Raw genomic sequence first — 12,671 nt, forward strand, 5'->3', positions numbered from 1 at the left:
GGAGAGAAACTTCAAGGCCTACCAGGCCGACGAGGAAGACTTCGCCGTCACGGTGCAGCTGCCGACCGGCACCCTGCAGATCCCGGCAGGGATCGTCTCGATCGACACCGACGGCGCCGGCGGTGTCGACAGCTACGGCGACGGCCCGCGGGAGCCCAAGTTCTTCTCGATCAACCGCCAGTTCGCCCTCGGTGAGGACGTGACCGCCAGCCTGCTCGCCGACGCCCCGCTGCTCGGTCTGGACCCCGCCGACATCACCCGGGTCACCCCGGGCCTGTCGGTCAGCGGCAACGCACCCGTGCCCCAGGCCGGGGTGCTGTACGGGTTCGTCGACGACTGGCTGTCCGCCCAGGTGCAGCTGCGCTCCTTCGCCGACAGCGTGCAGGTGCTCTACGAGTTCGAGGTGGACGTCTACCACAACCCCGCGATCGACCGGGTCCTCGTCGACGGCCGGATGCCGCTGGACCTCACCAGCCCACCCGACCGGGAAGCCCTGGCCTTCCTGCCCGGCTACCGCTCGGCACTGGTGCCCACCCGCCCCGGCGACGTGTTCGTCATCGACGTCACCCTGCCGACCGGTGAGCTCAGCTGGGTCGCGGACGACCTCGGGGCCTGGGCCACCGGACCGGACGGCCCCCCCACCTCCGCCGAGGTCCACCAGTTCGGCAGTGAGGCCGAGACCCGCCAGCGCCTGGAGGCCTCCGCCGCCCTGCTCGGGATCGACCCGGCCGAGGTCACCGCCACCCTCACTCCCTCGGCGAGCGGCACACCCAACCCCTGGGGCTCCCCCGGCTCCTCCGGCGAGCGCGTCCAGCGGTCCTGGGACCGCCCGGTCGCACCCGGCGTCTCCATCGACGTGAGAGTCGACATGACCCTGGGCCAGGCCGGCCCGCACGCCGGGTCTGTCCGCTACCAGCTCACCTTCGGCTGATGCCGTTCGACCAGGCGTCGCTGACCGCCGCCGCCGGCATCGACCCGTGGGCGCTGACCGAGAAGCTGGCCAGTGGCGACCCGGCCCAGATCCAGACGCTGGCCACCGCGTTCTGGTCCGCCGCCGGCGACGCCGACGACGCCCGGGCCAGCCAGAGCCGGGCCGACGAGTACGTCGCTGAGGGCTACACCGTGGACGGCTCGTCCCCGGTGGACTTCCAGGCTCAGGCCCGCTCGCTGCAGAGCAGCCCGGAGGAACTGACCCAGATCGCCCGCATCCTGGACAGCGTCGCCGCCGACCTCGACCGGGGCACCGATGCCGCGCAGCTCGAGCTGGAGGGGCTCGTCGGCGACGTGAACGCGGTCATCGCGGCGTACAACTCCTTTCTCTCCGGTCTCGGCCGACAGCTGCCTCCGGAGGACAGGGACGCGGTCGAGGCCGGGTACGTCGCCGACGCCGTCGCCGCCGTCCAGGCGCGTGGTGCGGTGATCTCCGGGCTGGTCGTCGACTACGAGGTCGCCCTGATCGGCTACACGAAGAGCCTCTCCGACCTCGGCTACGTGGCCCTGGAGGAGCTCGACGAGGGCCCGAACGCGCTGGCCGCGGAGCTGGACAACGAGGACGGCCTGCATGCCGGCGGGCCCAGCACGCAGCTGCCGCTGGATGCGGACCAGTTGCGCCGGCTGAAGCAAGCTGCGGAGGCGGCCGGCCTGCCCGCGGTGGACATGAAGCCCCTGCTGGCGCAGTACTACGCAGTGTTGGCCGCCGACCGGGCCGGGATCGACCTCGCCACCTGGGATCCCGGCCTGGGCGTGGACGGCAACCCGGGCACCATCAACGCCGTCTACGACTACTACGGCGACCTGTTCGCCCAGCACCCGGAACTGCAGTGGCTGGGCTTCGCCAACATGGTGGGCCCCACGTTCGCCGCCGGCTTCCAGGACCTGGACATGCTGCGCGACCTGGCGCGGGAGGTCGGCGACCGGATCGAGGAGCTCCCGGAGCCGTTGCGGGAGGCACTGCCCAGCGAGGTCCGCGCCCTGGCCGCGCTCGCCGATGTCGGCGACGGCGAGCTGGCGTGGTTCGAGACCCAGTTCCTGGCCATGCAGAAGCACATCTTCATGGACCAGGGCGGCATGCACGAGGCGTACCTGGCCGACGGCACCGACGGGATCGACACGATGGCCACCGCCGGGCTGGTCGACCGGAAGACCCAGCAGGCCTGGTCCGGCATCGAGTCCGGCGACCCGTCTCGGATCGCCGCCGCCACCGTCCAGTTCTCCGACCGCGAACAGAACCAGATCATCGACAAGCAGTACAAGCAGATGCGCGACCACCACGGGCTGGTCGGCGAGGGGTTCACCTACGGGATGAGCGTCATCGGCTCGGCGTCGGTGCCGGGCACCCGCACCCCGGGCGAGTACTCACCGCTGGACTTCGGCGGCTCGGTCACGTTCCCGGGTCTGCTGGTGGACACGACGCTCAGCGCCGAGGTGACCACCCCGCTGCCGGACTTCAACGTCGCTGACCGGGAATCCCGCTGGGACTACATCACCCACGACGCGCTGCCCCGCTACCAGGAGCTGATCGCCCAGGACCCGGACACGGTGTCTCGGATCGTCGCCTCGCCGATCGACCAGCGGATCGCCGAGCAACGGATCCTGGTCCGGCTGCCGGAGATCACCGAGGACCTCGTGACCAACTGGGACGTCGACGCCGACGTCGACGTGCACGGCCTGCCCTGGCCGCGCTGACCCTCAGCGCACCGGGTCGCCGGCCTCCTCGCCCAGCTCGGCCGCCAGCGCGGCGGCCGCCTCGCTGAGCAGGGCGACGATGCGGGGCACGTCCGCCAGGGTGACGCGCCCCTCCGGCCCGCTCACCGACAGCGCGGTCATCAGCGGCCCCCCGGGCACGGGGACGGCGACGCAGCGCACCCCGGTCTCCTGCTCGCCGTCGTCCACTGCGTGCCCCTGGCCGGCGATGCCCGGCAGCTGGGCCAGCAACCGGTCGGGGTCGGTGACCGTGGCGGGCGTGCGGGCCGGCATGCCGCCGCGCACCAGCAGCTCGCGCGCCGTTGCCGGAGGCAGCTGGGCCAGCAGCACCTTCCCGACGCCGGTGCAGTGCAGGTGCACCCGCCGGCCGACCTCGGTGAACATCCGCATCGAGTGCCGGGAGGGCACCTGGGCGACGTAGACCACCCGGTCGCCGTCCAGCATGGCGAGGTTGGCGGTCTCCCCGGTGGAGTCCACCAGCCGGCTCAGGTGCGGCTGGGCCCAGGTGCTCAGCCGGCGCGCGGCGCTCTCGCCCAGGTGGACCAGCCGAGGGCCCAGCACGTAGCGCCGGGAGGGCAGCTGGCGCACGTAGCCGCGAGCCACCAGGGTGCGGACCAGCCGGTGGATCGTCGACAGCGGCAGGCCGCTCTCGGCCGCGAGCCGGGACAGCGCCACCTCGCCGCCGGCCTCGGCCATGAGCTCCAGCAGCAGGAAGGCACGCTCCAGGGACTGGACCCCGTCCGAGCCACCTCCGGGCACCACTGCTCCTGACGCGCACGACCCGGCGGTGTTGCCCGGTGTTGTGACGGAGGATACGGTTTCCACCAATCAGCGAGTCGTTTCCGCATCGTGGGAGCGCACCAGATCGCCTGGTCGTCGACCGGCGAGCACACGAGGGAGAACGATGAGCACGGTCGACGGTGTGGAGATCACCGGCCCGATGGGCCCCCGGTTCGAGGAGGTCCTCTCACCGCGTGCGCTGGAGCTGATCGCGCTGCTGCACCGGGAGCTCGGCGGCCGGCGCCGGGAGCGGCTGGAGGCCCGGCAGGAGCGCGTCCGGGCACTCGCCGCCGGCGGCACCCTGGACTTCCTGCCCGACACCGCCCACATCCGGGACGACGACTCGTGGCGGGTGGCCGAGCCCGCGCCCGGCCTGGTCGACCGCCGGGTGGAGATGACCGGCCCGACGGACCGCAAGATGACCATCAACGCGCTGAACTCCGGCGCGAAGTGCTGGCTGGCCGACCAGGAGGACGCCAACTCCCCGCTGTGGGAGAACGTCGTGAACGGCCCGCTGAACCTGATGGACTCGATCGACCGCACCATCGACTTCACCAACGACGCCGGGAAGAGCTACACGCTCAAGCCCGACGACGAACTGCCGACGATCATCGTCCGGCCCCGCGGCTGGCACCTGCCGGAGAAGCACGTCACCGTCGACGGCGAGACGGCGTCCGGCAGCCTGGTCGACTTCGCGCTCTACCTGGTCAGCTGCGGGCAGAAGCAGATCGACCGCGGCCAGGGCCCCTACTTCTACCTGCCGAAGATGGAGAGCCACCTCGAGGCCCGGCTGTGGAACGACGCGTTCCTGCTGGCCCAGGACCACCTCGGCATCCCCCGCGGCACCATCCGGGCGACCTGCCTGATCGAGACCTACCCGGCCGCGTTCGAGATGGAGGAGATCCTCTACGAGCTGCGCGAGCACTCCTCGGGCCTCAACGCCGGCCGCTGGGACTACCTGTTCAGCGTGATCAAGACCTTCCGCACCCGGGGCGAGGACTTCACACTGCCCGACCGGAACTCGATCACCATGACGGTGCCGTTCATGCGGGCCTACACCGAGCTGCTGGTGCGCACCTGCCACAAGCGCGGCGCGCACGCGATGGGCGGCATGTCGGCGTTCATCCCGAGCAAGGACCCGGCGAAGAACGAGTTCGCGTACAACAAGATCACCGAGGACAAGACGCGCGAGGCCGGCGACGGCTTCGACGGCTCCTGGGTGGCCCATCCCGGCATGGTGCAGACCGCGATGGACGCCTTCGACGAGGTGCTCGGGGACGAGCCGAACCAGCTGGGCAAGCTGCGCGAGGACGTGCACGTCACCGCCGCGGACCTGCTGAACGTGAAGGCCACGCCCGGTGAGGTCACCGAGGCCGGCCTGCGGGCCAACATCAGCGTCGGCGTCCAGTACGTCGAGTCGTGGCTGCGCGGGTCGGGTGCGGCCGGCATCAACGGCCTGATGGAGGACGCCGCCACCGCGGAGATCTCCCGCAGCCAGGTGTGGCAGTGGCTGAACAACCAGGTCCGGCTGGCCGACGGGCAGGCCGTCACCCGCGAGCTGGTCGAGCGGCTGATCGAGGAGGAGATGGCGGTGATCGCCGACGCCAGGGGCGACGCCTTCGCCGGTGGCCGCTGGGACGACGCCCGGGCGCTGTTCACCGAGATGGCCCTCTCCGAGGAGTACCACGACTTCCTCACCGTCCCGGCGTACGAGCGCATGCCCTGACGTACCCCGCCGGCGGCCGGGACCCGCTCCCGGGCCGCCGACGGGCGCACACCCAGCAGGTCCGGCAGCGAAGGCGGAACCTCATGAGCGTCACGCACGGCACCACGACCACGGCCGGCCCGGTGCCGGGCGACACCCCGCCCGAGGCCACCTCGGCCACGGGCGATGCCCACCGCCACAGCGCGGGCATCGAGGCGGTGGGTCGCGTGGCCCGCGCCGTCCTGCCGGTCACCGGAGTGCTGTCCGACCCCACCCAGCTGCGCACCTACGAGTGCGACGGCCTGGCCCACTACCGGGTCACCCCCGCGCTGGTGGTGCTGCCGGAGACCACCGAGCAGCTGGCCGCCGTGGTGCGGGCCTGCGCCGCGCACGGCGTGCCGTTCGTGGCGCGCGGCTCCGGCACGGGGCTGTCCGGCGGGGCACTCCCCCGGGCCGACGGCGTGCTGGTGGTGACCTCCCGGATGCGCACGATCCGCGAGGTCCGCCGCGCCGACCAGCGCGCCGTCGTCGAGCCCGGCGTGATCAACCTGGCCGTCACCAGGGCCGTCACGGGCGAGGGCTACTACTACGCGCCCGACCCGAGCAGCCAGCAGATCTGCTCCATCGGCGGCAACCTCGCCGAGAACTCCGGCGGCGCGCACTGCCTGAAGTACGGGTTCACCAGCAACCACGTGCTGGGTGCGGAGCTGGTCACCCCGCAGGGCGACGTCGTCGCCCTCGGCGGCCTGGCCCCGGACTCCCCCGGCTACGACCTGCTCGGCACGGTCGTCGGCTCGGAGGGCACGCTCGGCATCGCGACGACGGCGGTCGTCCGGCTGGTGCGACTGCCGGAGGAGGTGCGCACGCTGCTGGTCGGCTTCCGCTCCACCGACGACGCCGGCGCGGCCACCTCGGCGATCATCGGCGCGGGCATCGTGCCGGCCGCCATCGAGATGATGGACGCCCTGGCCATCGAGGCCGCCGAGGCCGCGGTGCACTGCGACTACCCCGCGGGTGCCGGCGCGGTGCTGGTCATCGAGCTGGACGGCGCCGCCGTGGAGGTGGAGCACGAGTACGCGCAGGTGGAGCGGTTCTGCACCGAGCACGGCGCCTTCGAGCTGCGGCCGGCCACCGACGCCGCCGAGCGCGCCCTGATCTGGAAGGGCCGCAAGAGCGCCTTCGCCGCGGTGGGCCGGATCAGCCCCGACTACATCGTGCAGGACGGCGTCATCCCGCGGACCGCGCTGCCCGAGGTGCTGCGCGCGATCGCCGAGCTGTCGTCGTCCTCCGGGGTGCGGGTGGCCAACGTGTTCCACGCCGGCGACGGCAACCTCCACCCGCTGGTGCTCTTCGACGACGCGCAGCCCGGAGCCGGCAAGGCCGCCGAGCAGGTCAGCGGGGCGATCCTGGACCTCTGCATCAACCACGGTGGGTCGATCACCGGCGAGCACGGCGTCGGCGTGGACAAGGCCGCGTACATGCCGAGGATGTTCAGCGACGACGACCTGGACACCATGCAGCTGGTGCGCTGCGCGTTCGACCCGGACGGGATCAGCAACCCCGGCAAGCTCTTCCCGACGCCCCGGCTGTGCGGTGAGGTGCCCGGGAAGAGGAAGCACGCGCACCCGCTGGTCGAGGCGGGCCTGGCGGACGCGTTCTGATGGCCCCGACCGGCGACACGGTCAGCCTGGACGCCGCCCGGACCGCGCTGTCCGGCGCCTGCGACGACGTCCGGGAGGCGACCGCGGCCGACGCCGTCGACGGGGTGCCCGCCTCCCTGGTCGCCCGCCCGGCCAGCACCGCCGAGGTGGGCGAGGTGCTGCGCGCCGCGGCCGGGCACGAGCTCGCCGTCGTCCCGCGCGGCCGGGGCACGAAGAGCACGTGGGGCCGGGCGCCGGAGCGGGCCGACCTGGTGGTCGACCTCAGCCGGATGTCCGCGGTGCTCGACCACGCCGCCGGCGACCTCGTCGTCGAGACCCAGGCCGGCGCGCTGCTCGCCGACGTCCAGGCGGTCGTGGGCACCGCCGGGCAGCGGCTGGCGCTCGACGAGCCGGTGCCCGGGTCCAGCATCGGCGGCACCCTGGCCACCAACAGCAGCGGCCCGGGCCGGCTCGCCGTGGGCACCGCGCGCGACCTGCTCATCGGCGTCACCGTCGTGCGGGCCGACGGCGTCGTGGCCCGGGCCGGTGGCCGGGTGGTGAAGAACGTGGCCGGCTACGACCTGGGCAAGCTGGTCATCGGCTCGTTCGGCACGCTGGCCGTGGTCACCGAGGCCGTGTTCCGGCTGCACCCGGTCGCCCCCGCGCGGCAGTGGGTCACCGTCGGCGTCGACTCGGCCGGGCGCGCCCAGGAGCTCGCCCAGCGCGTGGTGCACTCCCAGCTCGTCCCGGCCGCCGTCGAGGTCGACTGGCCGGGCGACGGCGATGGTGGCGCGGGTTCGCTCGGCGTGCTGCTCGAGGGCACCCCCGCGGGCGTCGAGACCCGGACGGCCGCGCTGACCGGCCTGCTCGGCGGCGGCACCGCGGCCGGCACCGCCCCGGCCGGCTGGGGCCGGTACCCCTGGGACGACGACGGCGTGACCGGCCGCGCGACCGCGCTCAAGGCGACCGTGGCGCTGTCGGGGGTGGCCGGTGCGCTCGACGCCGGCCGGCGGGCCGCGACCGACGCCGGGACGACGCTGAGCTGGCGCGGGTCGGCCGGCGCGGGCGTGCTCTACGGCGCGCTGCCGGCCACCGCCGGCCCGGACGCCGTGGCCGCCGTCCTCGGCCCGCTGCGGGCGGCCTGCGCCGCGGCCGGCGGCGCGCTCGTCGTGCTGGACGCCGCACCGGAGGTCGAGGCCGCGGTGGACACCTGGGGCCCGGTCCCGGCGATCGACCTGATGCGCCGCGTGAAGGAACGGTTCGACCCGGAGCGCCGGCTGGCGCCCGGACGGTTCGTGGGAGGCATCTGATGGTCCACTCCACCGGGGAGACCCGGCAGCAGCTGCCCCCCGAGGAGCCCCCGGGCACCGGCGCCCAGGCGCACGGGCCGGTGCCGGTGGGCACGCCCGCGGTGCGTCCGGCGTTCGACACCGAGCACCCGCCGTCGGCCGCGCTGATCGGTGACTGCGTGCACTGCGGGTTCTGCCTGCCCACCTGCCCCACGTACACGCTGTGGGGCGAGGAGATGGACTCCCCGCGCGGCCGGATCGACCTGATGAAGGCCGGGCTGGAGGGCGCGCCGCTGTCGGACACGATGGTGCAGCACTTCGACGCCTGCCTGGGCTGCATGGCCTGCGTGACCGCCTGCCCGTCCGGCGTGCAGTACGACGAGCTCATCGAGGCCACCCGGGTGCAGGTCGAGCGGCACCACCAGCGCCCGGCCGGCCAGCGGGCGCTGCGCGCGGCGATCTTCGCGCTGTTCCCCTACAAGCGGCGCCTGCGGGCGATGCGCGGGCCGCTGCGCGCCTACCAGGCCAGCGGGCTGTCCGGCATGCTGCGGCGGAGCAAGGTGCTGGACCGGCTCGCCCCGACCCTGGCCGCGATGGAGGCCCTGGCACCGCCGCTGGAGAGGCGGGAGAAGCTGCCCGAGCGGGTGCCGGCGGTGGGCCAGCGGCGGGCCGTCGTCGGGATGCTCACCGGCTGCGTGCAGGGCGAGTTCTTCCCCGCCGTCAACGCCGCCACCGCCCGGGTGCTCGCCGCCGAGGGCTGCGACGTGCTGATCCCCCGCCGGCAGGGCTGCTGCGGGGCGCTGTCGGTGCACAACGGCCGCCAGGAGGAGGCCGAGCGCTTCGCCCGGGCCACCGTGGACGCCTTCGAGCGGGCCGGCGTGCAGACCGTGGTGGTCAACGCCGCCGGCTGCGGGTCCAGCATGAAGGAGTACGCCGACCTGCTGGCCGACGACCCCGCCTACGCCGAGCGGGCGGCCCGCTTCGCGGCCTCGGTGCGCGACGTGTCCGAGCTGCTCGCCGAGCTGGGCACCGTCGCCCCCCGGCACCCGGTCGACATGACCGTCGCCTACCACGACGCCTGCCACCTGGCGCACGCCCAGGGCGTCCGCGCGCAGCCCCGCGCGCTGCTGCGGGAGATCCCGGGCCTGCAGCTGCGGGAGATCGCCGACCCGGAGATCTGCTGCGGCTCGGCCGGCATCTGGAACGTGCTCAACCCCGAGCCCGCCCGCGAGCTGGGCGACCGCAAGGCACGCACGATCGCCGACACCGGCGCCGAGCTGCTCGTCACGGCCAACCCGGGCTGTCTCATGCAGGTCGCGTCCTCGCTGGAGCGCCAGGGCACCCGCATCGGCCTGGCGCACACCGTCGAGGTGCTCGACGCGTCCATCCGCGGCATCCCCGTCCGGGGGCTGGGCATCCAGCGCTGAGCGCGGCCCCCGCGCGGGCCGGCACCGGTGTCCCTGCGCACGACGAGGTGAGGAGCCGGTGGCCCTGGTCGCCGGGGTCCCTTCGCCGTCGCCCAGGTCGTCGCCGCCGACCACGTGCTGGCCACGTGCGTGATCGTGGTGCTGCAGTCGACCGCCGTCCTGGACTGGATGGTGCCCGGCTGACCGCTGCACGCACGGCCAGGGACCTACCGGTCGCGGTGCAGGGCCCCGCCCGGGGCGTGCGCCGGGTCGGGGACACCGCGCTCCTTCAGCTCCCGGGCCTCGCCGAGGCGGTTCAGCCGGCCCAGCAGCTCGGCCAGGGTGGCCACGTCGGAGGACGGCCAGTCCGACAGGTCGGCCTCCCAACGGGCACGCCGGGCGTCCCGGATCTCGCTGAGCCGCCGGTGGCCCTCGGGTGACGTCGACAGCACGTGGGCGCGGCCGTCGTCGGGGTCGGGCGCGCGGTCGACGAGGCCGGCAGCCACCAGCGAGGCGACCTGGCGGCTGACCGTGCTCTTGTCCAGGCCCAGCTTCGCCACCAGGTCGCTGGCCCGCAGCGGGCCGGAGTCGTCCAGCAGCACCAGCAGGCCGTAGGCGGCGCCGTCCAGCCCGCGGTGCAGCTCCCCGGCCAGGCGCGTGGTGATGGCCCGCGCCCGCCGCAGCAGCAGGGCGACTTCGCGTTCGAGGTCCACGTAGGCCGCCCGGGCCGGGACCGTCGTCGAGGTGGTCACGTCCTCTACCACGTGCGGTGGGCCTCACAGGTTCCGCGCCGTCCCCGTTCCGTGGGGGTCACCGGTCGGCGCGCGGCCGCCAGACGACGAGTGCCGAGCTCGACGCCACCCGTGGCACCAGGTCCCCGTGGTACCCCGACCGGACGGCGGCCTCGGCGGCGAACCGCAGGTGCTCGGACCGCTCGAGCTGGTCCAGCAGCTCGTGCACCCGGCTCTGCAGCGCCTCCACCTGCGACTCCAGCTCGATGATGCGCTTGATGCCGGCCAGGTTGACGCCGTCCTCCTGGCTGAGCCGCTGCACCTCCCGGAGCAGCGCGACGTCGCGCGGGCTGTAGCGCCGGCCGCCCCCGGCCGTGCGGCCCGGGCTGACCAGCCCGAGCCGGTCGTACTGCCGCAGCGTCTGCGCGTGCATGCCGGCCAGCTCCGCGGCCACGGAGATCACGAACACCGGCGCGTCCTCGGCGATGCTGCGCGGCGCCGACCGGTCGGCCGGGGCCGTCACGACCGGGTCCCTGCGACGACCGCTGCGGTGACCTCCGGCCGGGGGTCGTCGACGAGCTCGGCGGCGAGCGCCTCGACCGCCGCGCGGGCCGCGGGGCTCAACCGGGAGGGCACGGCGACCTCGACGGTCACCAGCAGGTCACCGGCGTGCGACTTCGCCTGGACGCCGCGCCCGCGCACCCGGAAGGTGCGCCCGCTGGCCGTCCCGGCCGGGACCTTGAGCGACACGACGCCGTCCAGGGTGGGCACCGTGAGGGTGGTGCCGAGCACCGCCTCCGGGTACGTCACCGGGACCGTGAGCAGCAGGTCGTCGCCCTTGCGCTCGAACAGGTCGTGGCCGGAGACGTGCACGACCACGAACAGGTCGCCCGCCGGGCCACCGCGACGGCCGGGCGCGCCCTTGCCGCCCAGCCGGATCCGCTGCCCGTCCTTCACCCCGGCCGGGATGCGCACCGTGATGGTGCGGGTCTGCGTGGTCACGCCGCTGCCCTTGCAGTCGCGGCACGGGTCGTCGACCACCGACCCGCTGCCGCGGCACTCGCGGCACGGCTCGGAGAAGGCGAACGCGCCCTGGCTGCGGCTGGTCACGCCGGCGCCCTGGCACACCGGGCAGGTGCGCGGGGAGGTGCCGGGGCGGGCGCCGTTGCCGTGGCAGGTCGGGCAGGTGCCGGGGCTCTCCATCCGCAGCGGGACGGTCACCCCGAGCGCGGCCTCGTCGAAGGAGAGCGTCGCCTCGGTCTCGACGTCCTGGCCGCGGGCCGGGCCGGACGCCGCCTGGCTCCGGCCGCGCGGGCCGCCCGCGGCACCGCCGCCGAACAGCCCGCCGAAGATGTCACCGATGCCGCCGGCGCCACCCGCCCGGCCGCCGGCACCGGCCTGGGTGAACAGGTCGCCGAGGTCGAAGGGCTGGCCGCCACCTGCCGCACCGCCGGGGAAGCCGCCGGCGCCGCCCGGGCGGAAGCCGCCGGAGCCGAACAGCCGGCGCGCCTCGTCGTACTCGGCGCGCCGCTTGGCGTCGGACAGGACGTCGTAGGCCTCCGACACGTCCTTGAAGCGCGCCTCGGCGGCCGCGTTGTCCGGGTTCTTGTCCGGGTGCAGGTCACGGGCGAGCGCGCGGTAGGCCTTCTTGATGGTCGCCGCGTCGGCGTCCTTGGCGACGCCCAACGCGGCGTAGTAGTCCTTCTCGATGAAGTCCCGGGTGCTCATCGGGCGCCCCCTCTCGTGGTCGTGGGATGACGGTGGCCGGCCCGGGGGCCGGCCACCGGCCTGTCCGGTGCGGCGGAGCTGCTCAGCTCGTGCCGGCCGGGCCGGCGTCCGCCGGCTCGTCCGTCGCCGCGGCCACGGGGGGCTGGCCGTCGACCGACGGGGCCGGCTCCGCCGCCGCCGCCGGGGACTCCGGGTCGCTCACGCCGACCATCGCCGGGCGCAGCACCCGGTCCCCGCGCCGGAACCCCTGCCGGAGCACCGTCGTCGCGGTCGGGACCTGGACGTCGGGCGAGGTGCCGTGCATGACGGCCTCGTGGAACGCCGGGTCGAACGGGTCGCCGGGGGCGCCGAAGCCCTCCACGCCCAGCCCGTCCAGCAGGCCCAGCACGCGGTCGGCGACGACCTTGAACGCACCGGTGAGGTCACCGTGCTCCCGGGCCCGCTCGATGTCGTCGACGACCGGGATCAGCTGGGCGGCGAACCGCTCGGCGGCCTGGTCGAGCACCAGCACGCGGTCGCGCTCGACGCGCCGCCGGTAGTTGGCGTACTCGGCCGACACCCGCTGCAGGTCCTCCGTGCGCTCGGCCAGCTGGCGGGCGCCGTCGTCCTCGGTCCCGGCGGTGGGGAGCTCGTCGCCCTCGGCCGGGATGTCCTGCTCGCTCATCTGCTCTCCTGTCAGGTGCTCAGCG

General features: G+C 74.4%; 11 protein-coding genes. 6 read left to right on the top strand and 5 right to left on the bottom strand.

The genetic code is table 11. From position 1 onward, the window contains the following. Positions 1 to 931 (top strand): hypothetical protein (locus tag G1H19_RS03355; RefSeq protein WP_163638783.1); only part of this gene is annotated, 931 nt, incomplete at its 5' end. Beyond that, a complete protein-coding gene (locus G1H19_RS03360) occupies positions 931 to 2,685 on the top strand; it encodes a putative alpha/beta hydrolase (RefSeq protein WP_152730231.1) in 1,755 nt (584 codons plus the stop codon). The genes G1H19_RS03355 and G1H19_RS03360, both read left to right, overlap by 1 nt. Before the next feature lie 3 nt (positions 2,686 to 2,688). Here G1H19_RS03360 and G1H19_RS03365 read toward each other — a convergent pair whose 3' ends face one another. Further along, on the bottom strand, positions 2,689 to 3,462 hold the full coding sequence (locus G1H19_RS03365; RefSeq protein WP_322099369.1) for an IclR family transcriptional regulator: 774 nt from the start codon (positions 3,460 to 3,462) through the stop codon (positions 2,689 to 2,691). Between the two features lie 145 nt (positions 3,463 to 3,607). Here G1H19_RS03365 and aceB point away from each other — a divergent pair, with 145 nt between their 5' ends. The 4 genes from aceB to G1H19_RS03385 all read left to right on the top strand — a co-directional run bounded on the left by aceB (position 3,608) and on the right by G1H19_RS03385 (position 9,544). Then, entirely contained in the window at positions 3,608 to 5,209 is a 1,602-nt protein-coding gene (gene aceB, locus G1H19_RS03370) for a malate synthase A (RefSeq protein ID WP_152730233.1), read from the top strand. Between the two features lie 83 nt (positions 5,210 to 5,292). Beyond that, on the top strand, positions 5,293 to 6,849 hold the full coding sequence (locus G1H19_RS03375; RefSeq protein WP_202925947.1) for an FAD-linked oxidase C-terminal domain-containing protein: 1,557 nt from the start codon (positions 5,293 to 5,295) through the stop codon (positions 6,847 to 6,849). Next, complete coding sequence (locus tag G1H19_RS03380; RefSeq protein ID WP_152730234.1) at positions 6,849 to 8,138, top strand: FAD-binding oxidoreductase; 1,290 nt, start codon at positions 6,849 to 6,851, stop codon at positions 8,136 to 8,138. Before G1H19_RS03375 ends, G1H19_RS03380 begins: the two co-directional genes overlap by 1 nt. Next, on the top strand, positions 8,138 to 9,544 hold the full coding sequence (locus tag G1H19_RS03385; RefSeq protein WP_152730235.1) for a heterodisulfide reductase-related iron-sulfur binding cluster: 1,407 nt from the start codon (positions 8,138 to 8,140) through the stop codon (positions 9,542 to 9,544). Before G1H19_RS03380 ends, G1H19_RS03385 begins: the two co-directional genes overlap by 1 nt. 206 nt (positions 9,545 to 9,750) lie before the next feature. Here the strand turns inward: G1H19_RS03385 and G1H19_RS03390 are convergent, their stop codons facing one another. The 4 genes from G1H19_RS03390 to grpE all read right to left on the bottom strand — a co-directional run bounded on the left by G1H19_RS03390 (position 9,751) and on the right by grpE (position 12,646). After that, positions 9,751 to 10,275 carry a MarR family winged helix-turn-helix transcriptional regulator gene (locus tag G1H19_RS03390; protein WP_162393185.1) on the bottom strand — a complete coding sequence of 175 codons (525 nt, stop codon included), beginning with the start codon at positions 10,273 to 10,275 and terminating at the stop codon, positions 9,751 to 9,753. Between the two features lie 58 nt (positions 10,276 to 10,333). Then, entirely contained in the window at positions 10,334 to 10,777 is a 444-nt protein-coding gene (locus G1H19_RS03395; protein WP_174278086.1) for a heat shock protein transcriptional repressor HspR, read from the bottom strand. Continuing rightward, positions 10,774 to 11,982, bottom strand: a complete 1,209-nt coding sequence (gene dnaJ / locus G1H19_RS03400) for a molecular chaperone DnaJ (protein ID WP_152730236.1) — start codon at positions 11,980 to 11,982, stop codon at positions 10,774 to 10,776. The genes G1H19_RS03395 and dnaJ overlap by 4 nt, the downstream gene beginning before the upstream one ends. Before the next feature lie 82 nt (positions 11,983 to 12,064). After that, the gene (grpE, locus tag G1H19_RS03405) at positions 12,065 to 12,646 is read right to left on the bottom strand and encodes a nucleotide exchange factor GrpE (RefSeq protein WP_235909809.1); all 582 of its coding nucleotides are present in this window, start codon (positions 12,644 to 12,646) and stop codon (positions 12,065 to 12,067) included. Positions 12,647 to 12,671: the final 25 nt, after the last annotated feature.

The organism is Goekera deserti (genome assembly GCF_010685995.1).
GTDB classification, from domain to species: domain Bacteria; phylum Actinomycetota; class Actinomycetes; order Mycobacteriales; family Geodermatophilaceae; genus Goekera; species Goekera deserti.

Bases quoted from the DNA above. Each gene is read 5' to 3' on its own strand.
- grpE (WP_235909809.1), bottom strand. From the start codon at position 12,646: ATGAGCGAGCAGGACATCCCGGCCGAGGGCGACGAGCTCCCCACCGCC.
- G1H19_RS03375 (WP_202925947.1), top strand. From the start codon at position 5,293: ATGAGCGTCACGCACGGCACCACGACCACGGCCGGCCCGGTGCCGGGC.
- G1H19_RS03380 (WP_152730234.1), top strand. From the start codon at position 6,849: ATGGCCCCGACCGGCGACACGGTCAGCCTGGACGCCGCCCGGACCGCG.
- G1H19_RS03360 (WP_152730231.1), top strand. From the start codon at position 931: ATGCCGTTCGACCAGGCGTCGCTGACCGCCGCCGCCGGCATCGACCCG.
- G1H19_RS03385 (WP_152730235.1), top strand. From the start codon at position 8,138: ATGGTCCACTCCACCGGGGAGACCCGGCAGCAGCTGCCCCCCGAGGAG.
- aceB (WP_152730233.1), top strand. From the start codon at position 3,608: ATGAGCACGGTCGACGGTGTGGAGATCACCGGCCCGATGGGCCCCCGG.
- dnaJ (WP_152730236.1), bottom strand. From the start codon at position 11,982: ATGAGCACCCGGGACTTCATCGAGAAGGACTACTACGCCGCGTTGGGC.